This window comes from Micromonospora sp. NPDC048063 (assembly GCF_043202855.1).
In the GTDB taxonomy this organism is placed as follows: Bacteria; Actinomycetota; Actinomycetes; order Mycobacteriales; family Micromonosporaceae; genus Micromonospora.
In genome coordinates, this window is the sequence record NZ_JBIDBG010000006.1 from 84366 (window position 1) to 107893 (window position 23528).

The window sequence follows — 23528 nt, forward strand, 5'->3', positions numbered from 1 at the left end:
ACTTGCCACATGCCCCTCACCGAGCCGCACGACGACCGCCTCCCGCAGGAGGAGCCGGTCGACGCCGTGCGCGACGCCGGTGGGCTCGGCTCCGACGGGAGCGGTCTGCCCGCGGCGATCGAGCCGGGGCCTGAGGCGGCCGGTGTCGAGCCCGGCCACGCGGCGGCCGAGGGGGGCGTCGCCGACGTCCCGGCGGGCGACGGGTCCACGCTTGAGGGATCCGCGCCCGAGGGGCCGGCGGGCGACGGCCTCGCGCCCGAGGGATCCGCGCCCGAGGGATCGGCGGACGACGGGTCCACGCCCGAGCCGGAACCCGTGCTGCCCGAGCCGGTCCGCCAGCGGATCGTGGCGCTCACCGCCGCCGTGCTGCCCGGGCTGCCCGCCGACGAGGTGCCGGTGCCGCTGCGCCGGGTCGCCAAGTTCGCCCCCAACCGCCGGGCCCGGCTCGGCGCCCCGGCGATCGCCGCCCAGCTCACCGGGGATCCGCTGTTCCGGCAGCGGATTACGGCCCGGGTGCTCGCCGACACCGGCGACCTGGGTGCGGCGGTACTCGAGGGCACCGCGCCCGCCGCCGCCGACCCGGTCGAGGTGGCCGCGCTGGCCTACCTGGCCCGGCCCCGGGGGTGGCGGGAGCTGATCGAGGCCAGCGGCGCGGCGGTGCGCGCGGAGGCCGACAGCGCGGTCGTCGCCGAGTTGGTCCGCGAGGCCGAGCAGCGGGCCACCCGCGCCGAGCACGACCGGGCGGTGGCCCGGGTGGAGGCGGAGAAGCTCCGCGACGAGCTGGCCCGGGTGCGCGAGGAACTCGGGCAGCTGCGCGAGGAGAGCCGGCAGCTGGGCCGGTCGCTGCGCGAGACGCAGGCCCGCGAGCGCAAGGCCAACGAGTTGCTGGCCACCGAGCGGGGCCGGGCCGCCCGGGCGGCGGCGGACGCCGACGCCGAGCTGCGCCGGGTCCGGGCCCGGCTGGCCGAGGCGGAGGCGGCGGCCGGGATCGCCCGGGCCAGCGCCAAGGAGGCCCGGTCGGTGGACGACGCCCGACTGTGGCTGCTGCTGGAGACCATCGGGCAGGCGGCCGTCGGGCTGCGTCGCGAGCTGGCGCTGGACCCGGTCGACAAGCTGCCCGCCGACTTCGTCGCCGACGCCTTCGCCGACCAGACCGCCGCCCCGGCGGCCGGCGCCGCCACCCGCGCCCGCGACACCGACGACCCGGCCCGCCTCGACCAGTTGCTGGCGCTGCCCCGGGCGCACCTCGTCGTCGACGGCTACAACGTCACCAAGCGCGGCTTCGGCGAGATGTCGCTGGAGCAGCAGCGCAAGCGGCTGATCACCGGCCTGGGCGGGATCGCCGCGCAGACCGGCGACGAGGTCACCGTGGTCTTCGACGGCGCGGAACGGATGCACGGGCTGCCCCCGTCGCCGCGCGGGGTCCGGGTGCTCTTCTCCCACAAGGGCGAGACCGCCGACGAGCTGATCCGGCGCCTGGTCCGCGCCGAGCCGCCGGGCCGGCCGGTGGTGGTGGTCTCCTCCGACCGCGAGGTCGCCGACGGCGTACGCCGGCACGGCGCGTACCCGCTCGGGGCCGACTCGCTGCTGCGCCGGCTCGCCCGGTCCTGATCGGGGTGCTTGATCGCATTCCGGCGTCCGCGACCCCGTTGTCCCTTTCTGTCGTACCCCGCGCCTAGCGTCGTGGTGACCGACGGTGTTCGGGTGGCGACGGTGACGCCGCGCCCGGTCGCCGCAGCGCACCAGGAGGCGTGATGCTCATCGACTGTGCGGGGTGCGGGATCCGGGGGAGCGGCTGCTCCGACTGCCTGGTCACCGCCCTGTTCGACGATTCGTCCCCGGCCGCCGGGCTGGGCGGCGCCGAGGCCCGGGCGGTCGAGGTGTTCGCCCGGGCCGGGTTCGAGGTGGAGGTGCTGTCCGCACCCCGGGCGGCCCGCCGGCCCGCCGGACGGCACCAGGTCGCGTGACCGGGCCGGCCGCGGGCGCCGCACGGCCGGCGTTGCTGGCCTCCACGGTCGGAGTTCCGCGCCGGGACTCCGATCCGCGACCGCGACCACGGGTGCCCCGTCCGGTCGGCCGGGCACCCGTGGCCGGTGCGGGTCAGCGGGACGGGTCCCGGTTGAACAGCTTCTTCGCCCAGAGATAGCCGACCAGCGCGATGGCGGCGCACCAGGCCGCCGCGAGAGCGGCGTTCGTCCCCACCGGCCCGCCGGTCAACAGCCCGCGCAGGGTCTCGATGATGGGGGTGAAGGGTTGGTGCTCGGCGAACTGCCGCAGCCCGTCCGGCATCGAGTCGGTGGGCACGAATCCGCTGCCGATGAAGGGCAGGTAGGTCAGCGGCATGGGGAGGTTGCTCGCCGTCTCGACGCTCTTGGAGACCAGACCCATCGCGACCGAGAGCCAGGTGAACGCGAAGGTGGTCATGGCCAGCACCCCGACCGCCGCGATCCAGGCCGTGACACCCGTGCTGGGCCGGAACCCGATGAGCAGCGCGACGCCGGTGACCACCGCCAGGCTGAGCATGGTCTGCACCATGCTGGCCAGGACGTGGCCGGTCAGCACCGACACCCGGGCGATCGCCATGGTCCGGAACCGGGCGATGATGCCCTCGGTCATGTCCATGGCGACCGACACCGCCGTCCCGGTGGCCGCCAGGCCGGTGGTTATCAGCAGGATCCCCGGGGTGACGTAGTCGACGTAGTCGCCCCGGTCGCCCGAACCGCCGCCCAGCCCGGCGCCGAGGGTCGCGCCGAAGACGTAGACGAACAGCAGCAGGAGCAGGATGGGCATGCCGGCGAGCAGCACCGTCATCGACGGGTAGCGCAGCCCGCGTCGCAGGTTGCGGCGCAGCATCGTGCCGGAGTCGCGTACGGCGTAGGTCAGGGTGCTCATCGGGGGGTTCCCACCTTCTCGGGCTGGCCGGTGAGGGCCAGGAAGACGTCGTCGAGATCGGGCGTGTGCACCGACAGCGACTCCACGGCGATCGACTGGCGGTCCAGCAGGTCGAGCAGGTTCCGCAGCGACCGGACACCGCCGTCGCTGGGCACGTGCAGGGTGAGTTCGGCGGCGTCGCGGGACGAGTCGCCGAGAGCGACCACGGCCGAGTCGAACCCGGCCCGGTCGGCGAAGCGCAGGCTGATGTGCCCGCCGGGGACGAGCCGCTTGAGTTCCGCCGCGCTGCCCTCCGCCACCAGCCGGCCGTGGTCGAGCACGGCGATCCGGTCGGCGAGCTGGTCCGCCTCCTCCAGGTACTGGGTGGTGAGGAAGATGGTGACGCCGTCCGCCACCAGGTCCCGTACGATCTGCCACATGGCCTGCCGGCTGCGCGGGTCGAGCCCGGTGGTCGGCTCGTCGAGGAACACCACGCGGGGGCGGCCCACCAGCCCCATCGCCAGGTCGAGCCGCCGGCGCATTCCGCCGGAGTAGCTGGCGGCGGGCTTGCCGGCCGCCTCGACCAGGTCGAACATCCTGAGCAGGCTCCGCGCGCGCTGCCGCCCCTCGGCTCGGGACAGGTGGTGCAGGTCGGCCATGAGCCGCAGGTTCTCCTCGCCGGTGAGCAGGCCGTCGACGGCGGAGAACTGGCCGGTCACGCCGATCGCGGCGCGTACCGCGTCGGGCTCCCGGGCGACGTCGTGACCGGCGACCCGCGCCTCGCCGGAGTCGGCGCCGATCAGGGTGGACAGGATCTGCACGGTGGTGGTCTTGCCGGCGCCGTTGGGGCCGAGCAGCGCGAAGATCGTCCCTGCGGCGACGGTGAGGTCGATCCCGTCGAGCACCACGTGGTCGCCGAAGGACTTCCGGAGGCCGGCGACCGTGATGGCCGCCGGGGTCGAGTGGGGTGGCACGTCTTCTCCTTCCACGCCGGCCGTCGGGCCGGTCGGGGGCTGGGCCGGCCGCCGAGCCGGCTGGGAAGTGGTGGCGTGGGGGATCAGCGGCGGTGGATCACGATGTCGCCGAAGGAGGTCCGGGCGGTCACGCGCACGGCGCTCTCGGGCTCGCCAGGCGGTTCGTACGCCTCGAGGTGGTTGTCCACCCGGCCGAACTGGGTGTGCAGGTCGAGCAGGGCGGCGGTGCCGGAGCGCACGCCGATGTCGAGCCCGCCGCTCGCGGCCCTGACCGACACCGTGCCCGCCGAGACCTCGCCGATCCGGACGTCGCCATTGGCGGTGGTGGCGGTGACCGAGGCGTGCGCGCGGTCGACGGCGATGTCGCCGTTGGCCGCCTTCACGCGCGCCTCGCCGGTGACGGTGCCCAGCCAGCTCTCGCCGTTGGAGTTCTTGACCACCGCGTCACCCTCGACCTCCTGCACCCGGATCCGGCCGGACCCGGTGCTGATCCGGGCCTGGCCCGCGACGTGCTCCACCCGGACGCCGCCGGCGGAGGTGTCGAGATCGGCGTCGGCCGTGCGGTCCAGCTCGATGTCGCCGGCCGCGATCCGGATCCGGCAGTTGCCGAGCCGACCGGTGCCGTGGAACGCCCCCGCCGAGGCATTGCCGTGCAGGTGTGAGCCGGCGGGCAGCGTGATCGTCACGTCGATCGAGCCGGGCTTGCCGACCAGGCCGAATCCGCGCTGCCGGGGCGCCCTGACCAGGAGCCGGCCGTCGGCGTACTCCACTCGGGTCTGTTCGGCGGCCCGGACGTCGGCGTCGGCGGCGGCGTTGCTCGGCCGGACGTCGACGACCGTGTCCGTGCGGTCGGTCGCGGTGATCCGAGCGTCACCGACGACCAGGTCGACGGTGGCCGAGATCGGCGCCGGGGTGTCGAATGTGGGCATGACGGTCCCTTCTGGACGGAGTGGATGTCCCGGGAACGGGACGGATGGTCGGAGGAGGTGACGCGAACCGGTGGCGGGCGCTCAGCGAGCCCAGCCGGTGTAGCGCTCCCCGCCCCGGGGGGCGCGTCGCGGCGCGTGCCGGCCCGCCGCTCCGGTCGGCGCCACGGCGGCCGTCGCCGCCCGGACGAGCCAGGCGTTGACGGAGAGGCCGTCGCGGGCGGCCGCCTCCTCGATGCGGTTCTTGAGGTGCTCCGAGAGGCGGAAGCTGATCCGCGAGGTGGCGCCCTCCTCGGTGTCCGCCGGTGGCGGGGTGGCCGGCTCGGGAGCCTCGGGCTCGCCCTGGAACTCCGGGCCGGTCGGCGGTGGCGTCACGACGAAGCTCGGCTCGCGCCCGCGCAGGCGCAGCTCGACCGAACCGGGTGCCAGGTCGCGGGTGATCTCCGCCGCCGCGGCGGTCAGCGCGTCCAGCAGCGCCAGCCGGAGCGCCGACTCGAGCGGCCCGGCCAGTCGCTCGGCCAGCGCCCGGGCCTCCTCGCCGCCGAGTTCGGCGACGCCGGCCAGCTCCTGCCGGAGGTTGTCGACATACGACGTCAGGTCCATGACGCCACTATGACATCATCGTGGCGTCATCACAAGACAGGTTTTGGCGTCATGTGGCGTCATGGTGGTGTGCGATGGCGTCGGCGGCGCACGACGGCGGCCGACGCCGGGGCTGCGACGGCCACGCCGACCTCGGCGAGCCGCCAGAGAGGGCAGCCGGCGGCGGGGTGCGAGTCCGGTCGGGGCAAACGCCGCCGACGCGGGCAATAGGATGGGCGCTCACGGCGGGAGGGAGCGGCGCATGACGCGGGTACGGCGCGGTGGCGGCAGCCCCGCCGCGATCGGCGGCGCCGCGGGCTTTCGACGGTCGCGGGCAGTGCCGCCGGCGGGCCGCCGCGCGGTGCCGGGTGGGCCCCGGTGAGCCCGCGCGGCTGGGCGGTGCTGACCCTGGTCGGCCTGACCGTGGCCCTGGTGGTGACCGCCGCGGTGCTGATCCCGTGGCAGCGCCCGCCCGCGCCGCGGGCCGACCAGTTGGCCGCGCTGAGTGACCTCCCCGCCGACCAGGTCGCCCGCAGCCGGGAGTTCCGCTCCGCGCTGCGCCCCGCCGGCTGGGCCGCGTTGGCCGTCGGCCTGCTGGTCGCCCTGGCGTTCGGCCTCACCCCGCTGGGCAGCCGGCTGGTCGAGTTGGCCGGCCGTCCCTTCGGCGGCCACTGGATCGCCCAGGCCGTGCTCGGCGGGCTCGCCGTGGTGCTCGTCGCCGACCTGGTCACCCTCCCGTTCGCCGCCTGGCGCCAGAGCGTGCTCACCCGCTACGGGCTCGCCACCAACGGCTGGAGCGGCTGGACCGTCGACCTGCTCAAGTCGTACGCGGTCAGCGCCGTCATCGGCGCGGTGGCGCTGCTCGGCTTCTACACCGTCATCCGGCTGTCGCCGCGCTGGTGGTGGGCGTTCGGCGCGGCCGGCGCGGCGACCCTGGTGGCGCTGCTCTCCTTCGTGCTGCCGGTGCTGGTGGAACCGGTGTTCAACAGGTTCACCCCGATGGAGCAGGGCCCGCTGCGCACCGAGCTGATGACGATGGCGGCCCGCGACGGCGTCCCCGTGCGCGACGTGCTGGTCGCCGACGCCTCACGGCGCACCCGGGCGGTGAACGCGTACGTCTCGGGCCTCGGGCCGACCCGGCGGGTGGTCGTCTACGACACGCTGCTGCGCGAGGCGACCCCGGCCGAGGTGACCGCCGTCGTGGCGCACGAGCTGGGGCACGCCAAGGACCGCGACGTGGCGGTCGGCACGCTGACCGGGGCGCTGGGCGCCGCCGCCGCGGTGGTCGCGCTCTACCTGGTCGGGTCCTCCGGCCCGCTGCTGCGGCTGGCCGGCGTCGACTCGGTCGCCCAACCGCGCGCGTTCCCCCTGCTGATCGCCCTGGTGACGGTCGCCGGGCTGGTCGCCACCCCGGTGCAGGCGCTGATGTCGCGGCGGGTGGAGGCACGCGCCGACGCGCACGCGCTGGCCCTGACCGGCGACCCGGCCGCCTTCGAGGCGATGCAGCGCCGGCTCGCCGGGATCAACCTGGCCGACCCCGATCCGCCGCGCTGGGAATACCTCTACTCCGCCACGCACCCGTCCACCGTCGAGCGGATGGCCGCCGCCCGCGCCCACGCCAGGGAGGCCGGCCGATGAGCCGTACGCTGCTGATCACCAACGACTTCCCGCCCCGCCCGGGCGGCATCCAGTCCTTCGTGCACAACCTCGCGGTGCGCCAGCCCGCCGGCTCGGTGGTCGTCTACGCCTCGACCTGGCGCGGCGCGGAGAAGTTCGACGCCGACCAGCCCTTCGAGGTGGTCCGGGAGCGCACCGGCGTGCTGCTGCCCACCCCGCTGGTGGCCCGCCGGGCCGCCCGGCTGGCCCGGGCGTACGACTGCGACACCGTGTGGTTCGGCGCGGCGGCCCCCCTCGGGCTGCTCGCCGCCGGCCTGCGGCGCCGGGCGGGCATCCGCCGGGCGGTGGCGCAGACCCACGGCCACGAGGTCGGCTGGGCCGCGCTGCCGGGTGCCCGGGCCGCGCTGCGCCGGATCGGTCGCGGCGTGGATGTGACCACCTACCTGGGCGAGTACACCAGGGTGCGGCTGGAGCGGGCGTTGCACGGGGTGACCGAGCTGCACCGGCTCGCGCCCGGGGTGGACGTGGACACCTACCACCCTTCCATCGACGGCGAACCGGTGCGGCGTCGGCTCGGCCTGGCCGACCGCCCGGTGGTGGTCTGCGTCTCCCGGCTGGTGCCGCGCAAGGGCCAGGACGTGCTGATCCGGGCGATGCCCGAGATCCGCCGGCGGGTGCCGGACGCCGCGCTGCTGGTGGTCGGCGGCGGGCCCTACCGGGCCACGCTGGAGAAGCTGGCACGCCAGGCGGGGGTCGAGCGGGACGTGGTATTCACCGGCTCGGTGCCGTCCGCCGAACTGCCCGCCCACTACGCCGCCGGCGACGTCTACGCGATGCCGTGCCGCACCCGCAACCGGGGGCTGGACGTCGAGGGGCTCGGGATCGTCTACCTGGAGGCCTCCGCGACCGGCCTGCCGGTGGTGGCCGGCGACTCCGGCGGCGCGCCGGACGCCGTACGCGAGGGCGAGACCGGGTTTGTGGTGCGCGGCCGGGACGTCGCCCAGCTCGCCGACCGGGTGGCCACGCTGCTCGCCGACCGGGACCTGGCCCGCCAGTTCGGCGCGGCCGGTCGCGCATGGGTGGAGCGGGAGTGGCGCTGGGAGACCCAGGCGCGGCGGATGGCCGCCCTGCTGGCCGGCTGACGCCCTCTCGACCGGGCGTGCGTCAGCCCGGCTGGTGCCGTCTACTGGCCGGCTGGTGCCGTCTGCTGGCCGGTATGGTGCCCGCCTGGCGGGGCGCCGGGTGTGCCCGGCTGCACGCTGTCGAGCTGCCCCGTCTGTGAGACCAAGGGTTTTGCCGTCCCGTCCCAGGACCGGTCGGTGCCACCGTCGCACGCCTACGGGCGCCCTGCCCCCCTCTGCTGCCCCACCCCGTGGGGCAGGTCGACAGTGATGGAACGGAACCCTGCCGGGTGCCCCGCCCGGTGGGGCAGGTCGACAGCGGCCAGGACGGTGCCCCCTGCCGCACGCGGTCGAGCAGGGCGACAGTGGTCGGGGTGGGTGCGGTGCGCTGCCCGGGTGTCCCGCCCGGTGGGGCAGGTCGACAGCGGCCGGAAGGGGCGTCGCCGGTGGGGTGGCCGGCGGTCAGCGGAGGCGTTCGAGGAGGCGCTCGGCCGAGTCCGGGCGGCCGAAGTGCCAGCCCTGCGCGGCGTCGCAGCCGATCGCCCGCAGCCGCTCCGCCTGCCCGGCGGTCTCCACGCCCTCGGCGGTGACGGTCAGGTCCAGCGCGTGTGCCAGGGACACGAGCGAGGCGAGGATCCGCTCGTCGGCCCGGCTCTCCGGCGCGCGCAGCCCGGCCACGAACTGGCCGGCCACCTTCAGCTCGGTTACCGGCAGGTCCCGCAGGTACGCCAGGTTGCAGTAGCCGGTGCCGAAGTCGTCGATGGCGATCCGGACGCCGAGGTCGGCCAGCACCCGCAGCGCCCGGACGGGCTCCTCGGCGGTGCTCATCATGGTGCTCTCGGTGATCTCCAGCTGAAGCCGCTCCGGCGGCAGGCCGGTGCGCCGCAGCAGTCCGCGGACCTCCTGGACCAGGCCGGGGCGGCGGACCTGCCGTACCGCGAGGTTGACGCTGACGAACGGCGCCGTCGCGACTCCGGCGGACCAGCTACCCGCCTGCCGGCAGGCCTCGGCCAGCACCCACCCGCCGAGCGGGACGATGAGCCCCGTCTCCTCGGCCAGGCCGATGAAGCTGTCCGGTCGCAGGACGCCCAGCTCCGGGTGACGCCAGCGCACCAGCGCCTCCACGCCGACCACCCGGCCGTCGCGCAGCGAGGTCAGCGGCTGGTAGTCGAGGTAGAACTCGCCCCGCTCCAGGGCGGCCGGGATGGCCGCGGAGAGCGCGTACCGGGCCAGCTCCCGGCGGTCGCGGTCGGCGTCGTAGAGCGCCCAGCGGGCGCCGCCGGCGGCCTTCGCCCAGTGCAGGGTGCTGTCGGCCGCCCGCATGAGGTCACCGGGGGAGGTGCCGGCGACCTGCCGCTCCACGATGCCGATGCTCGCCGACACGCACAGCTCGTGCCCGTCCACCAGCACCGGCTCCCGCACCGCGGCCAGCGCCGCCTCCGCCACGGCGACGACGTCGCCGGTGCCGGTGGTGCGCTCGACCAGGACGACGAACTCGTCGCCGCCGAGCCGGGCCACCAGGTGCCCGTCGACGGCCCGGCGGAGCCGGTCGGCAACGGTGGCCAGCAGCCCGTCGCCGACCTGGTGCCCGTGCGAGTCGTTGACCACCTTGAACCGGTCCAGGTCCAGGAAGCAGACCCCGACGCGCTCCCCGCCCTGGCCGGGGGAGTCGATCGCGGCGCTCAGGCGCTCGGTGAACAGCGCGCGGTTGGGCAGGTCGGTCAGCGGATCATGGGTCGCCTGGTGGCGGAAGCGGGCTTCGCTGGCGCGCAGCGCCCGCTCCGCCTGCGCCCGGGCGGTCATCGCGGCCCGCCGGATCGACTCCTGCTCGTCCAGCGTCCGGTCCCGCAACGCCCGGGAGTACCCGATGGACACCGCGGCCAGCAGCCGGGCCAGCCGGTCCCCGACCTCCTCGCCGACCAGCCCGAGGTCGCGGGCCAGCCGGAGCTGGACGACCTCGACCGTACGCCCCAGCGCCTCGGGCGACGCGATGTGCGCGGCCACCAGTTCCGTGCCGACGCGGTGCCCGACCCGCAGGTCGAACGGGTCGGACAGCAGTGCCGCCGCGAGCTGGTCGGTGAGGCGTTGCAGCAGCGCCTCCAGCTGTGCCTGGGTCATCGGCAGGTAACTGGTGCCGGAGACGGCCTTGGCCCACGCCCGGGCGAACGCTCCCGGGCGCGACGGGTGCCGCACGGTCGTCCCGGGCGGCACGGCGAGGGCCGCGGCCCCCGGCGGCTCACCCATCGAGCCGCCCGACGCCGCCGATGAAGGCCGCCCGCTCGGCGTCCTCGGCGCTGTCGGCGGACTCCGGGCGCCACTGCGGCACCCAGACCACGCCGGGCTCGACCAGCTCGAAGCCGTCGAAGAACGCGGTCAGCTCGCCCCGGCCGCGGATCCACAGAGGATTGTCGGTGCGCCGGTAGACGCGCTCGGCGTCGGCCCGCTCCTCGTCGCCGCGGCCGTCGGCGCTGGCCTGCGAGAGCACCAGGTAGCTGCCCGGCGCCAGCGCCTGGCGCAGCGTCCGCAGCAGCTCGGCCGGCCGGTCGTCGTCGGAGACGAAGTGCAGCACCGCCACGATCATCACCGCGATCGGCCGGTCGAAGTCGAGCAGCCGGCGGACCTCGGGGTGGGCGACGATGCGCTCGGCATGACGCAGGTCCTCCTGCACCACCGCGGCGCGGTCGTTGCCGTCGAGGATCTCCCGGCTGTGGGCCACCGCCACCGGGTCCACGTCGACGTAGACGACCCGGGCGTCGGGGGCCTCGCGCTGGGCGATCTCGTGCACGTTGCCGACGGTGGGGATGCCCGAGCCGATGTCCAGGAACTGCCGGACGCCGGCGTCGAGGAGGAACTGCACCGCCCGGCGCAGAAAGGCCCGGTTGGCCTGTGCCATCAGCGGCGCCTCCGGCACGGCGGCCACCATCGCCTGGGCCGCCGCCCGGTCCACCGCGAAGTTGTGCGAGCCGCCGAGGTAGTAGTCGTACATGCGGGCCACGCTGGGGCGCTCGATGTCGATCTCGTCGGGTGCCCAGTCCGGCCGCTGCATGCGCTCACCCCTCGTGTCGGCGGTGCGGACGCCGTTGCCCGCGCCGGTATTCTGCCGGTTGCCCGGCGGGGAGACCATAGCGCGCCGCCCCGCAAGGTGACGACGTCGGTCGATGCGCCGACAGGCCCGCGCCGGCGGGCGCGGGCCTGTCGGTGGTGCGTCACCGGGCTCCCCGGAGGGAACCGTTCAGAACTTCGGGGCGTCCGGAGCCTCGAGCAGGCCCAGCCGCAGCGCGGTCATCAGCGCCTGCGCCCGGTTGGCCGCGCCCAGCTTCTCGTAGAGCTTCGAGATGTGGGTCTTGGCGGTGGACTCGCTGACGAAGAGCTGCTTGGCGATGCCCGCCACGCTCATCCCGTCGGCGAGCAGCCGCAGCACCTGGCCCTCGCGGGGGGACAACTGCGGCCCGGACGGGGCCAGCCGGCGCTTCATCGCCTCGGCCAGGTCGGCGGCGGTGAAGGCGCTGGGGGAGGAGGCGGCGTGCCGGGCGGCGGCGACGACCTCGTCGGCCGGCGCGGTCTTGGGCACGAAGGCGCTCGCCCCGGCCTCCAGGGCACCGAAGAGCTGGTCGTCGCCGGCGTACATGGTGAGCACGACGATGCCCATCGAGGCGCTCGACTTGCGCAGCGCCCGGGTGGCCTCCAGGCCGCTGCCGTCGGGCAGCCGCAGGTCCATGATCACCACATCCGGCTGCAGCGCACCGGCCTGGCGTACGCCCTCCGCCGCCGTGGCGGCCTCGCCGACGACCTCGAACTGCCGGTCACGCTCGAACGCGTGCCGCAGGCCCTTGCGGATCAGGTCGTGATCGTCGACAAGGAGGACCTTGGTACGGGTCGCCGGTGTCGGACTTGTGGTCATCCTCGGGTTACTCCCCTTCTGCTGCCGCTACGCTACCGCGCACGTTATCGCGCCGGGGCGACGAGCCGAGCACCACCGCGACGGTCGTGCCGCTCGGTTGCCGCGGCCTGATCTCCAACCGGCCCCGGATACGTTCCGCCCTCTCGGCCATGATCGCAAGACCGTAGTGCCCGTCCGAGCGCTGGTCAGCAATCCCCTGACCGTCATCCGACACTTCGATCTGGGCGTACGGGGGGTCGACCTCGCAGGTGACCCACAGATTCGCGGCTCCGGCGTGCTTGCGCGCGTTGGTGACCGCCTCCTGGGCGATGCGCAGCAACTCGGCCTCGGTGGCGGCCGGCAGCCGGGCGGTGGACTCGTCCAGGGACAGGTGGACCCGCAGTCCGCCGGAGGCGCCGACGGTGCGGGCGTACTCGGCGATCGCGGCGGCCAGCCCGCCGTGCCGGTCGACCTCGCTGCGCAGCTCGAACAGGCTCAGCCGCAGCTCGGTGATCACCCGGGTCACCTCGTGGCGCAGCGCGCGCAGGCTCTCGGCGGTCTCCTCGGTGTCGTCGTGCACGGTGGCGAGGGCGTTGTCGATGCCGTAGCCGACCATCACCAGTTCCTGTGCCACCCCGTCGTGGATCTCCCGGGCCAGCCGCTGCCGCTCCTCGTTGGTGGCCAGCGAGCGGACCTCGTCGAAGAGCAGCGCCGCCTCCAGCCGGAGCGCGGCCGGGCGGGTCAGCCCGGTCACCCGGGACACCACCCCGGCCGGGTACGCCTGCGCCGTGTCCGCCTCCAGCACCACCAGGCCGACCGTGCGCACCCCGGCCACCAGCGGCACGATCAGCGCGGAGACCTCGCCGCCCCGGTGCGACCGGGCCTGCGAGCGGGCGGCGGTGTGCGGCTGCTGGCTGGCCCACGCGTCGGCGATCGCCGAATCCGCGTCCAGCGTCGTCTCCCAGTCCACCCGGTCCACGCCCACCTGGGCAAGCACCACGAGCCGGCCGCCGCCGCTGGCCGACAGCACCGCCGCCCGGTCCGCCCGCGCCACCGCGCGCAGCTCCTCGAGCAGGTGCTCGGAGATGCCGCCCGGGTCGAGGGTGGCCCCGGGCAGCTGCCGCGCCACCGTGCGCAGCTGGGTGAGCAGCCGGGTCGCCTCGGCGTACGGCTGGGGTTTGCCATCGTTGCGGACCTGCATCAGCCGGTGCAGGGTGCCGGCCGCGTAGAGGCCGAGCCCGGCCAGGATCAGCCACTGGGCGCAGACCGCGAGGTAGCCGAGCTGGCCGATCTGCCGGCCGCCGTCGACCCCGGTGAGCGCGCCGGCCACCAGCAGGGTCGCCGCGGTGACCGCCAGCAGGGCGGCGCCCTCGGCGAACCGGCGGCGCAGCGCGGTGACGGTCACCGGGACCGCCAGGTAGGGCAGCACCGCGGAGGCGCCCAGCCCGCCGACGTCCCCCCCGATGGTCGCGACGGCGGCGACCTGGCTCGCGGCCAGCCCCAGCACCACCACCTCGGCCACCCGGCTGAGCGGGCCGACCAGCCGGTGCTCGGGCGCCAGCAGCGCGGGCAGCCCGGCGGCGGCGAGCAGCGCCACCCACCAGAGCTGGGTGACGTCGCGCGTGGCGAACAGGGTCAGGACGGCGACGAGCGCCAGCATGACCACGCGCGCCGCGGCGGCGAGGGGATGCGGCTGGGGCCGGGTGGGCGTCGAGGCGGGCACGTGACGGATGGTAGTCAGCGCCGGTAGATGTCGGCGATCTCCGCCGCGTACGACTTGTGCACGACCTGGCGCTTGACCTTCAGCGACGGCGTCAGCTCGCCGGTCGCCTCGGTGAAGTCGCGGGGCAGGATCCGGAACACCTTGATCGCCTCGGCCTTGGAGACCGCCTGGTTGGCGGTGTCGATCGCGCTCTGGATCTCCGCCCGCAGCCCCTCGTGCTCGCGTAGCTTCTCGACCGGGGTGTCCGCCGGCAGCCCCGCGGCGGACAGCCACCGCGGCAGCGCCTCCTCGTCGAGGGTGACCAGCGCGGCGATGAACGGCTGCCGGTCGCCGACGACCAGGCACTGGCTGACCAGCGGGTGCGCCCGCACCTGGTCCTCCAGCACGGCCGGGGCGACGTTCTTGCCGCCGGCCGTCACGATGATCTCCTTCTTCCGGCCGGTGATGCTCAGGAAGCCGTCGGCGTCGAGGTGGCCCAGGTCGCCGGTGCGGAACCAGCCGTCCGGGCTGAGCACCTCGGCGGTCGCCTCCTCGTTGCCCCAGTAGCCGCGGAAGACCAGGTCGCCGGAGATCAGGATCTCCCCGTCGCCGTCGATCCGGATCGTCACGCCCGGCAGCGGCCGGCCGACCGAGCCGATCCGGGTGGCGTCGGGCAGGTTCGCGGCGGCGGCGGGGGAGGTCTCGGTCAGGCCGTACCCCTCGCAGACGCTGACGCCGATGCCGCGGAAGAAGTGGCCCAGCCGGGCGCCGAGCGGGGCGCCGCCGGAGATGGCGTCGCGGCACCGGCCGCCGAGCGCCGCCCGCAGCTTGCGGTAGACCAGCCGGTCGAAGAGCGCGTGCTGCACGCGCAGCGCCAGGCCGGGGCCGCCGGCGGTCTCCAGGGCCTCGCTGTACGCGATGGCGACCTGCTCGGCACGGGCGAAGATCCTGCCCTTGCCGTCCGCCTCGGCCTTCTGCTTGGCCCCGTTGTAGACCTTCTCGAACACCCGGGGCACCGAGAGCACGAAGGTGGGGCGGAAGTCCTGCAGCTCGGCGACCAGGTTCCTGGTGTCCGCGCAGTGCCGCATGGTGGCCCGCGCCTGGACCACGCCGATCTGGATCAGCCGGGCGAAGGCGTGCGCCAGCGGGAGGAAGAGCAGGGTCGACGCGCCGGGCCGGAAGAGGTTCGGCAGCACCGGCACCGCGTTGGCGATGTCGGCGTACATGTTCCGGTGGGTGAGGACGCAGCCCTTGGGGCGGCCGGTGGTGCCGCTGGTGTAGATGACGGTGGCGAGGTCGTCGGCGCGCACGGCGGCGCGCCGCCGGTCGATCTCGGCCGGGTCGACCGACGCGCCGGAACGGACCAGGTCGTCCACCGCGCCGAGGTCGATCTGCCAGACGTGCCGCAGCTCGGGCAGCCGGTCCCGCAGGCCCGCGACCAGGGTGGCGTGGGCGTTGCTCTCCACCACGCAGGCCACCGCGCCGGAGTCGGCGAGGATCCACGCGGCCTGCTCGGCGCTGGAGGTCTCGTAGATCGGCACGGTGACCGCGCCGGCCGCCCAGATCGCGTAGTCCAGCAGGGTCCACTCGTAGCGGGTGCGGCTCATCAGGCCGACCCGGTCGCCGGGCCGGACGCCGGCGGCGACCAGGCCCCGGGCCGCCGCGACGACCTCGTCGCGGAACTGCCGGCAGGTGACGTCGGCCCAGGCCGTCCCGCCGTCCGCCGCCCCGCTCGGGCGGACGAACTGGACCGCGTCCGGGGCGACCTCGGCGTTGTCCCAGACCGGATCGGTGAGGTTGGCCGCGTCGCCGACGGTGACGATCGGCGGGACGGAGAACTCGCGCACCTGCACTCCTCGTGCTCACTGGCCGTGCCGGCCACCACCACAGGGCGGCTCTGTCGAAACCTACCCGCCTCGGCGGGCGGGCAGAATAGGCAGGTAGCCCCGGTGCTCCCCGCGTCCGCGCGGGACACGCCCCCGGTGCGGGCGGGGGGCGGCGCGGCGTACGCGCGCCCGGCGCCGGGTAGCCTCCCCCCATGGCGGACTCCTCCACCCAGTCGATCGTCGTCGGCGCGCCACCGGAACGGGTGGCGGCGGTCGTCTGCGACTTCCCGAGCTACCCCGAGTGGACCGAAGCGGTGCGGCGGGCGGAGGTGATCGAGGAGTACGAGGACGGCTACGCCAGCCAGGTCCGGTTCGTCATCGACGCCGGGGTGATGGCCGACGAGTACGTGCTGGCCTACGAGTACGCCGAGGACCTCTCCCGGATCGAGTGGCACCTGGTGGCGCCCTCGAAGATGCAGAAGTCCCAGCGCGGCTCGTACGACCTGGTGGGGAACCAGGACGGCACGACGACGGTGACCTACACCCTTGAGGTCGAGCTATCGGTCGGGATGCTCGGCATGTTCCGCCGCAAGGCGGAGAAAATGATCATGGATACCGCGTTGAAGCAGCTCAAGCGCCGGGTAGAAGCACGCGGTGCGGCGCAGTGACGCGTCCGGCGGCAGGGTAGAGGAGCCGACCATGGGTGCAACGGATCCGGGTTCGGCCCGGGAAGAGGCGGAACGGCTGGTCGCCACGCTGCTGGCCGGCGCGCGCCTCGCGACGTCCGGCTCCGGGACGGGCCCGTGGGGTCCGCTCGGTGGGATCGTGTCGGGTGTCCTCGGTCACAGCGCCGCCCCGGATGGGTCGACCGGGGGCCCCGGGGGCGGCTTCGCCACCGGCGGGCCGGAATGCTGCGTCTGCCCGGTCTGTCGGGGCATCGCCGCGTTGCGCGATCCGAGTCCGGAGTTCGCCGAGCGCCTCGCCACGGGCGCCGGCGACCTGGCCGCCGGTGTGGCCAGCCTGCTGCGCGCGTTCGCCCCGCCGGAACCCCCCGCCGACCCGACCGCCGCAGCGGCGTCGACCGCCGAACCGGATGGCGCGGACGACCACGTCTGGCGCGAGGCCACCCGTAGCGGGCATGATTCTCAGCCGGCAGCGGAGCGGGACGTCTGGTCCGCCGCCACCCGGGCGGAGGACGTGGCCGTCCCGGCCGCCGCACCGCCCGTCGACGCCGCCGGGCCGGCCGTCGCGGCGACCGTGCGGACGTCCGCCGACCGTCCCGTGGTGCCCGCGACGCGGGCACCCGGCGACGCAGGCGAGCACCCACCAGGCGACGCGGCCTGACCATCGCACATCCCGATCACGCGCCGGTCGTCCGGCGGCGCGGGCGCGGGCAGCACAGCAGAGGGGAGTGGCAGCGGTGACGCTGACCATCGGAGTCGACGTCGGTGGCACGAAGGTGGCCGGTGGTGTCGTGGACGCCGCCGGCACGGTCCTCGTGCAGGCCCGACGGGACACCCCCGCCGACGACGTCGCCAAGACCCGGGACGTCATCATCGAACTGGTCACCGAGTTGGCCGTCGGGCGGTCGATCGAGGCGGTCGGCATCGGCGCGGCAGGCTGGATCGACGCCGGCCGTTCCACCGTACTGTTCGCCCCGAACCTCGCCTGGCGAGACGAGCCGCTGCGGGACTACGTCAGCGCCGCGACCGGCCTGCCGGTGATCGTGGAGAACGACGCCAACGTCGCGGCCTGGGCGGAGTTCCGCCACGGCGCGGCCCGGGACGCCGACGACTCGATGGTCATGTTCACCATCGGCACCGGCGTCGGCGGCGGCATCGTGCTCGGCGGGGAACTGCTGCGCGGCGCCAACGGCATCGCCGCCGAGCTGGGCCACATGCTCACCGTGCCCGACGGCCACCAGTGCGGCTGCGGCCGGCTCGGCTGCATCGAGCAGTACGCGAGCGGCAGCGCCCTGGTGCGGTTCGCCCGCGCGGCCGCCCGGCAGGAGCCGCACCGCGCCGTGGCCCTGCTGGAGCTGTCCGGCGGCGACGCCGAGGCGATCACCGGGCGCATGGTGACCGCCGCGGCGCAGGGCGGCGACCCGGTCGCCACCGAGTCGTTCGCGCAGGTCGGGCGCTGGCTCGGCACCAGCCTCGCCGACATGGCGCAGATCCTCGACCCGCAGGTCCTCGTCGTCGGCGGCGGCGTGATCGACGCCGGTGACCTGCTGCTCGGCCCGACCCGCCGGTCGTTCACCGACGCGCTCGCCCAGCGCAGCCGGCTTCCGGTGGCCGAGATCCGCCCGGCCGAGCTGGGCAACACCGCCGGCGTCATCGGCGCGGCCGACCTGGCCCGCCGGATCTGAGGCGGGCCGTGACGCAGAGCCCGGGCGTGCCGCTGCGCGTCGTGTCGTACAACATCCACGGTCAGCGGGACGACACGGCCGCGCTGGCGGCGGTGGTCCGCGCCGCCCGGCCGGACGTGGTGGTCGTGCAGGAGGGGCCGCGCCGGTTCCGGTGGCGGCAGAAGTCGGCCGCGCTGGCCGAGTCGTTCGGCCTGGTGGTGGCCGCCGGCGGGCTGCCCGCGCTGGGCAACCTGCTGCTGACCAGCCTGCGGGTGCGGGTGCTGGACACCCGGTGCCGACGCTTCCCGCTCACCCCCGGCCGGCACCTGCGCGGCGCCGCGTACGCCGAGTGCGTGGTCGCCGGTGGCGCCCGGTTCACCGTGGCCGGCTCGCACCTGTCCACCGACCCGGCCGAGCGGCCCGGGCAGGCCGCGCTGTTCAAACGCGACCTCGACGCCGCCACCACGCCGGTGATCGCCGCGGCCGACCTGAACGAGGGGCCGGACGGCCCGGCGTGGGCCACCGTGGCGGGCGGGCTGACCGACGCCGCCGTGGCGATGGACCGGGCCGACCGGCTCACCTACTCGTGCGCGAGCCCCCGGCGGCGGATCGACGCCCTCTTCGTCGACCCGCGCGTCACGGTGGTCGACTACGACGTGGTCGACACCCCGCAGACCCGCCGGGCCAGCGACCACTTCCCGGTCCTCGTCGACCTGCTGCTGCCCGGGGCCGGCTGACCGCGTCCGCGCCCCGGGGCTGGACATCCCGCTCCGTTGTGGAGAGGATGCTGCGCGACCCCGGCCCTCGTGCCGCACAAAAGGAGATCCCGGTGTCCACCTCCACCGATCACGGCCGGCCCGACCCGGAGGCGAGCACGCTCGCCCTGACCCGCGACGGCCGGCCGGTCTCCGACCGGGGCGACACCGTCTGCGTCATCGGCGCGGGGGCCAGCGGGCTCGTCGCCGTCAAGAACCTGAAGGAACACGGGTTCGGCGTCGACTGCTACGAGCGGGAGACCGGCGTCGGCGGGGCCTGGAACTGGCGGCACGACCGCAGCCCGGTGTACGCGAGCACACACCTGATCTCGTCCCGGCCGTTCACCCAGTTCCCCGACTTCCCGATGCCCGACGACTGGCCCGACTACCCGCACCACAGCCAGCTCCTGTCGTATCTGGAGCGGTACGCCGACCACTTCGACCTGCGGGCGCACGTCTGGTTCGGCACGGAGGTCGTCCGGGTGGAGCCGGCCGAGGGCGACCGCTGGGACGTGACCACCCGCAGCACGGGCGGCTACGGCCCGGAGCGCACCTCCCGCTACGCGGCGGTGGTGGTCGCCAACGGGCACAACTGGTCGCCGAAGCTGCCCCGCTACGAGGGGTTGGAGGAGTTCCGGGGCGAGGTCGTGCACGCCTCGTCCTACAAGGACCCGGCGCAGCTACGGGGCAAGCGGGTGCTCGTGGTCGGCGCCGGCAACACCGGCTGCGACATCGCCGTCGAGGCCGCCCAGCAGGCGTCGCGCTGCTGGCACTCCACCCGCCGAGGCTACTGGTACGCCCCGAAGTACGTCCTCGGCCGCCCGGCGGACCAGGTCAACGACGCGCTGCTGGCGCTGCGGGTGCCGCTGCGGGTGCGGCAGTGGCTCTACCACTGGACGCTGCGGCTGACCGTGGGCGACCTGACCCGGTTCGGCCTGCCGAAGCCCGACCACCGGGTGTACGAGACGCACCCGATCGCCAACAGCCAGCTCGTCTACTACGTGGGCCACGGCGGGATCTCCCCGGTGCCGGACGTCGCCCGCTTCCACCCGTACGCCGTGGAGCTGTCCGACGGCCGGGAGATCGACCCGGAGCTGGTCGTCTTCGCCACCGGCTACCTGCCGCGCTTCGAGTTCCTCGACCCCAAGGTGCTCGGCGACGACGCGGGGACGGGCCGGCCCAGGCTCTGGCTCAACGCCTTCGCCCCCGGCCATCCGACGCTCGCCGTCGCCGGGCTGGTGCAGCCGGACTCGGGTGTCTTCCCGCTGTCGCACTGGCAGACGGTGCTCTTCGCCCGGCTGCTGCGGATGCGCCTGACCCGTCCCGACCGGGCGGCGGCCTTCGCCGCCCGGGTGACGGCGAAGGCGGGGGAGCGCTACGCGGGCCCCGTCAAGGACAGCAGCCGGCACTGGTTCGAGGTCGGTCACGCCGACTACCTGCGCGCCGTCCAGCGCGCCCTGCGCGACCTGGAGGGTGCCCGATGAGTGCAGCAGTGAGTCAGCAGGTGCGGGTCATGCGGGGGCGGGAGTGGGCGCGCCCGGTCCGCCCGGTCCGGCGTGAGGTGCTCGGCGTGGCGCCCGAGCTGGAGGAGGGGCGACCGCCGCTGCTGTTCGTGCCGGGCTTCGGGCACGGCGCGTGGGCGTTCGCCGAGCACTGGCTGGGCCACGCCGCGTCCCGGGGCTTCCCGGCGTACGCGCTGAGCCTGCGTGGGCACGGCGGCAGCGGCCCGGCGCCGGAGGCGACGCTGCGGGCGTACGCCCACGACGTGGCGCAGGCGGCGGCGGGCCTGCCGCGCCAGGCGGTGCTGGTGGGGCACGGCGCCGGGGCCCTGGTGGTCGCGCACGCGCTGGCCCGCTACCCGGCCCGGGCGGGCGTGCTGGTCGCGCCGGTGCTTGGCGGCTGGGCGACGTTCGGCGCCGCGCTGCGCCGCAATCCGCTCGGCACGCTGCCGGCGGTGTTCGGCGGGCCGCTGCGCCTGCACCGCCGCCAGCTGTTCAGCCGGGAACTGCCCGAGGCCGAGGCCCGGCGGTACGCGGCCCGGCTGGGGCGGGCGAGCCGACGGGCCCAGTGGCAGCTGCTGACCGGGCGGAACGCGGAGCCCGCGGTGGGCGACCCGCCGGTGCTGGTGCTCGGCAGCCCGGACGACCGGGTGGTTCCGGCGGCGGCGCTGACCCGGGCGGCCCGGCGGTACGGCTCGGCGCCGCTGCTCTTCCCCGGCATGGGGCACGACATGATGCTCGACGCCCGGTGGCGGGAGCCGGTCGACGCGATCCTGGACTGGCTGGCGAAGGACCCGGCCCCGGACAGCCGGCCCTGACTCCGGGCCCTGACTCCCGGCCCCGGCTTCCGGCGTCAGTCGGCGGCGCCCAGCCGGGTGAGCAGCGAGCCGCTCTCGTCCAGCGCCGAGAGGTAGGAGCGGGCCCAGGCCCGGATGTCGTGCCGGTGCAGGTGCGCCCGCATGGCCCGCATCCGCGCGCCGACGTCGTCGGGGCTCGCCCGCAGCGCCGAGAGCAGCCCCTGCTTGAGCCCCTCCAGGTCGTGCGGGTTGACCAGGTACGCCTGCGGCAGCTCGGCGGCGGCGCCGGCGAACTCGCTGAGCAGCAGGGCGCCCGCGTCGTCGACCCGGGCGGCCACGTACTCCTTGGCGACGAGGTTCATCCCGTCCCGCAGCGGGGTCACCGCCATCACGTCGGCGACCCGGTAGAGGGCGGCCAGCTCGGCGCGGTCGAACGGCTGGGTCAGGTAGTGGATCGCCGGCTCGCCGACCCGGCCGAACTCGCCGTTGATCCGCCCGACCTCGCGTTCCACCCGCTCGCGGAGGATCTGGTACTGCCCGACCCGTTCCCGGCTCGGCACCGCCACCTGCACCAGCACGGTGTCGCGCACCTTGACGTGCCCGGCGGCGAGCAGCTCGCTGTACGCCTTGAGCCGCTGCTCGATGCCCTTGGTGTAGTCCATCCGGTCGACGCTGAGGATCACCTGCTCGGGGCTGCCGAGATCGTGGCGCAGCCGGCGGGCCCGGTCGGCCACGTCGGGCCGGGCGGCGAGCGCGGCCATCTCGACGGTGTCGATGGAGACGGGGAACGCGCCGATCCGGACCACCCGGTCGTCGACGGCGATCCGCCGGTCGGTGGCGGGGACCTGGAGCACCTTGGCCACCAGTTGGGCGAAGTTGTGCGCGGCCTGGGCCCGCTGGAAGCCGACCAGGTCGGCGCCGAGCATGCCGCGCAGCAGCTCGGCGCGGCGGGGGAGCTGCATGAACAGCTCGGGCGGCGGGAACGGCACGTGCAGGAAGAAGCCGATCCGCAGGTCCGGCCGGAGCGCCCGGAGCAGGCCGGGCACCAGCTGGAGGTGGTAGTCCTGCACCCAGACCATCGCGCCGGGCTCGGCCACCTGGGCGGTCGACTCGGCGAACCGCTGGTTGACCCGCTGGTACGCCTCCCACCAGCGCCGGTGGTGCTCCGGTTGCTCCACGGAGTCGTGGTAGAGCGGCCACAGGGTGGCGTTGGCGAAGCCCTCGTAGTGGTCGCGTAGCTCGTCGCCGCTGAGTGGCACGGCGTGCATCCGCACGCCGTCCACGTCGGGCACGGCGGGTGCCGGCCCCGTGCCGCCGGCCCAGCCCACCCAGGTCGCCGGGGTGTGCCGCAGCAGGGGGTGCAGGGCGCTGACCAGGCCGCCGGGGCTGCGGCGCCACTCGCACGCGCCGTCCGGGGCCGCGCCGTCGTCGATGGGTAGGCGGTTGGCGACCACCACGAGGGAACTCTGTCGCATATCGGGCATTCCGATCCGCAGAGGAGTGACCGCCGCAAGGGAGGAACAACCGGGCAGTCAGTGAGGGAAGTGACGGACAGCGGTATTCCTGCTGACAGTAAGTTACACCACTGTCACGACCGTGGCGTGGGCGGCGGTCGTCCCGGCATGCGGGCGCGAGTCCCGCCCGGCCGGGGCGGTCAGACGACCGCGCCGTCGTCCGGGTCGTGGTCCTCGTCGCCGCCGGGGCGCAGCCGCCAGATCAACGCGACGAAGCCGGCGAGGATGCCGGTGAAGCCGAACAGGTTGACGACCGAGGGGTCGGCCACCGGGAAGATCGACGGGAACAGGAACAGCACGAAGCCGACCACGATCGCCAGGACGCCGACCACCGTGTACTTGGAGAAGCGCGGCAGGGGCGGGGGCGGCGGCGGGGTGTAGCGCTCGTCGTCCGCCTCGTCGTCGGGCAGGTCCGCGCCGAAGGTGTCCAGCCCGTCCAGCAGCGAGGGCTCGTCCTGGCGGCCCCGGCCGACGGAGATCCCCGAGACGTCCGCGGCGTACGGCAGCCGGCGCACGTCGGTGGCGGTCGGCCCCGCGGGCTCGTCCGGCGCGGCGAGGGTCACCGGGCCCGTGGCGGGCCCCGGCGGGTCGTCCACGTCCTCCGCGGCGGGCCACGGGTTGTCGCCCGGTGCGGGGGTGGTGTGGAAACCGGCGACGATCCGGGCCCACTCGGCGTCGATGTCCGGCTCCGCGTCGCGGGACCGGTCGGTGGCCGTCTCGTCGGCGAGCTGGGTCAGGTAGTCCCGCGCGGTGGTCAGGTGCGACCGGTCGACGTAGAGCCGGTCGACGGGGCGGGCGGGGACGGTGGTGGTGCGGGTGACCGGGTTCAGGTCGGCCGAGGGTTGGAGGTAGGCCGCGATCCCGCCGGCGGCGAGGACGTCGAGCAGGTGCTCGCCGACGCGCGGATCCACGTCGCCGGCGACGGCGTACTCGCTCGCGTCGAGCCCGTTGTCCCGCCGTCCCCGGCGGGCCCCACCCGCTGACACCGGACATCCTCCTCATCACGCGCCCGCGGCGCGGTCGCCTGAGCCCCCTCGGCGCCGCCCCGGGCGCCGTGCCTTGAATCGTGACACGTCGGGACCCGGTTCCGGGAGTGCGTTGTGGCGTGCCGCTCCCG

General features: G+C 75.1%; 21 protein-coding genes. 10 read left to right on the forward strand and 11 right to left on the reverse strand.

Features of this window, described 5'->3' with window-relative positions:
- Positions 1 to 9 precede the first annotated feature (9 nt).
- Both ACGFZ2_RS17195 and ACGFZ2_RS17200 read left to right on the forward strand, forming a co-directional pair.
- Positions 10 to 1611 carry an NYN domain-containing protein gene (locus ACGFZ2_RS17195; RefSeq protein WP_393454539.1) on the forward strand — a complete coding sequence of 534 codons (1602 nt, stop codon included), beginning with the start codon at positions 10 to 12 and terminating at the stop codon, positions 1609 to 1611.
- Positions 1612 to 1754: 143 nt separating this feature from the next.
- A complete protein-coding gene (locus ACGFZ2_RS17200; protein ID WP_393262893.1) occupies positions 1755 to 1967 on the forward strand; it encodes a hypothetical protein in 213 nt (70 codons plus the stop codon).
- 133 nt (positions 1968 to 2100) lie between these two features.
- On the opposite strand, the gene ACGFZ2_RS17205 is transcribed toward ACGFZ2_RS17200, so the two are convergent.
- The 4 genes from ACGFZ2_RS17205 to ACGFZ2_RS17220 all read right to left on the reverse strand — a co-directional run bounded on the left by ACGFZ2_RS17205 (position 2101) and on the right by ACGFZ2_RS17220 (position 5374).
- A complete protein-coding gene (locus ACGFZ2_RS17205) occupies positions 2101 to 2892 on the reverse strand; it encodes an ABC transporter permease (protein WP_393454542.1) in 792 nt (263 codons plus the stop codon).
- On the reverse strand, positions 2889 to 3845 hold the full coding sequence (locus ACGFZ2_RS17210; protein ID WP_393454545.1) for an ATP-binding cassette domain-containing protein: 957 nt from the start codon (positions 3843 to 3845) through the stop codon (positions 2889 to 2891). The genes ACGFZ2_RS17205 and ACGFZ2_RS17210 overlap by 4 nt, the downstream gene beginning before the upstream one ends.
- Positions 3846 to 3928: 83 nt before the next feature.
- Complete coding sequence (locus tag ACGFZ2_RS17215; RefSeq protein WP_393454548.1) at positions 3929 to 4774, reverse strand: DUF4097 domain-containing protein; 846 nt, start codon at positions 4772 to 4774, stop codon at positions 3929 to 3931.
- Between the two features lie 81 nt (positions 4775 to 4855).
- The gene (locus tag ACGFZ2_RS17220) at positions 4856 to 5374 is read right to left on the reverse strand and encodes a hypothetical protein (RefSeq protein WP_357693139.1); all 519 of its coding nucleotides are present in this window, start codon (positions 5372 to 5374) and stop codon (positions 4856 to 4858) included.
- Positions 5375 to 5731: 357 nt separating this feature from the next.
- On the opposite strand from ACGFZ2_RS17220, the gene ACGFZ2_RS17225 reads away from it, so the two are divergent.
- Together ACGFZ2_RS17225 and ACGFZ2_RS17230 are read left to right on the forward strand one after the other, a co-directional pair.
- On the forward strand, positions 5732 to 6991 hold the full coding sequence (locus ACGFZ2_RS17225; protein WP_393454551.1) for a M48 family metallopeptidase: 1260 nt from the start codon (positions 5732 to 5734) through the stop codon (positions 6989 to 6991).
- A complete protein-coding gene (locus ACGFZ2_RS17230; protein ID WP_393262883.1) occupies positions 6988 to 8112 on the forward strand; it encodes a glycosyltransferase family 4 protein in 1125 nt (374 codons plus the stop codon). Before ACGFZ2_RS17225 ends, ACGFZ2_RS17230 begins: the two co-directional genes overlap by 4 nt.
- Positions 8113 to 8553: 441 nt before the next feature.
- Here ACGFZ2_RS17230 and ACGFZ2_RS17235 read toward each other — a convergent pair whose 3' ends face one another.
- The 5 genes from ACGFZ2_RS17235 to ACGFZ2_RS17255 form a co-directional block, all read right to left on the reverse strand.
- On the reverse strand, positions 8554 to 10335 hold the full coding sequence (locus ACGFZ2_RS17235) for a putative bifunctional diguanylate cyclase/phosphodiesterase (protein ID WP_393262881.1): 1782 nt from the start codon (positions 10333 to 10335) through the stop codon (positions 8554 to 8556).
- Positions 10328 to 11137, reverse strand: a complete 810-nt coding sequence (locus ACGFZ2_RS17240) for an SAM-dependent methyltransferase (RefSeq protein WP_393262878.1) — start codon at positions 11135 to 11137, stop codon at positions 10328 to 10330. The genes ACGFZ2_RS17235 and ACGFZ2_RS17240 overlap by 8 nt, the downstream gene beginning before the upstream one ends.
- A 186-nt stretch (positions 11138 to 11323) precedes the next feature.
- Positions 11324 to 11992: a response regulator transcription factor gene (locus ACGFZ2_RS17245; protein WP_007072219.1), complete on the reverse strand. Its 669-nt coding sequence runs from the start codon at positions 11990 to 11992 to the stop codon at positions 11324 to 11326.
- Positions 11993 to 11999: 7 nt separating this feature from the next.
- Positions 12000 to 13694 (reverse strand): sensor histidine kinase, encoded by a 1695-nt coding sequence (locus ACGFZ2_RS17250; RefSeq protein WP_393454554.1) that lies wholly within the window; start codon positions 13692 to 13694, stop codon positions 12000 to 12002.
- 14 nt (positions 13695 to 13708) lie between these two features.
- The gene (locus tag ACGFZ2_RS17255; RefSeq protein WP_393454557.1) at positions 13709 to 15520 is read right to left on the reverse strand and encodes an AMP-dependent synthetase/ligase; all 1812 of its coding nucleotides are present in this window, start codon (positions 15518 to 15520) and stop codon (positions 13709 to 13711) included.
- Positions 15521 to 15711: 191 nt separating this feature from the next.
- Here ACGFZ2_RS17255 and ACGFZ2_RS17260 point away from each other — a divergent pair, with 191 nt between their 5' ends.
- From ACGFZ2_RS17260 to ACGFZ2_RS17285, 6 genes are all read left to right on the forward strand, one after another.
- Positions 15712 to 16167 (forward strand): SRPBCC family protein, encoded by a 456-nt coding sequence (locus ACGFZ2_RS17260; RefSeq protein ID WP_393262871.1) that lies wholly within the window; start codon positions 15712 to 15714, stop codon positions 16165 to 16167.
- 31 nt (positions 16168 to 16198) lie between these two features.
- Entirely contained in the window at positions 16199 to 16843 is a 645-nt protein-coding gene (locus ACGFZ2_RS17265; RefSeq protein WP_393454560.1) for a hypothetical protein, read from the forward strand.
- A 76-nt stretch (positions 16844 to 16919) separates the two neighbouring features.
- Entirely contained in the window at positions 16920 to 17867 is a 948-nt protein-coding gene (locus ACGFZ2_RS17270) for an ROK family glucokinase (protein WP_393262865.1), read from the forward strand.
- An 8-nt stretch (positions 17868 to 17875) separates the two neighbouring features.
- Positions 17876 to 18583 (forward strand): endonuclease/exonuclease/phosphatase family protein, encoded by a 708-nt coding sequence (locus ACGFZ2_RS17275; RefSeq protein ID WP_357693155.1) that lies wholly within the window; start codon positions 17876 to 17878, stop codon positions 18581 to 18583.
- Between the two features lie 92 nt (positions 18584 to 18675).
- Positions 18676 to 20085 (forward strand): flavin-containing monooxygenase, encoded by a 1410-nt coding sequence (locus ACGFZ2_RS17280; RefSeq protein ID WP_393454563.1) that lies wholly within the window; start codon positions 18676 to 18678, stop codon positions 20083 to 20085.
- 8 nt (positions 20086 to 20093) lie between these two features.
- Complete coding sequence (locus tag ACGFZ2_RS17285; RefSeq protein WP_393263307.1) at positions 20094 to 20918, forward strand: alpha/beta hydrolase; 825 nt, start codon at positions 20094 to 20096, stop codon at positions 20916 to 20918.
- Between the two features lie 35 nt (positions 20919 to 20953).
- On the opposite strand, the gene ACGFZ2_RS17290 is transcribed toward ACGFZ2_RS17285, so the two are convergent.
- Together ACGFZ2_RS17290 and ACGFZ2_RS17295 are read right to left on the reverse strand one after the other, a co-directional pair.
- Positions 20954 to 22372, reverse strand: coding sequence for a trehalose-6-phosphate synthase (locus ACGFZ2_RS17290; protein WP_393262862.1), 1419 nt, complete (start codon positions 22370 to 22372; stop codon positions 20954 to 20956).
- Positions 22373 to 22551: 179 nt separating this feature from the next.
- Positions 22552 to 23397, reverse strand: a complete 846-nt coding sequence (locus tag ACGFZ2_RS17295; protein ID WP_393262861.1) for a DUF308 domain-containing protein — start codon at positions 23395 to 23397, stop codon at positions 22552 to 22554.
- Positions 23398 to 23528: the final 131 nt, after the last annotated feature.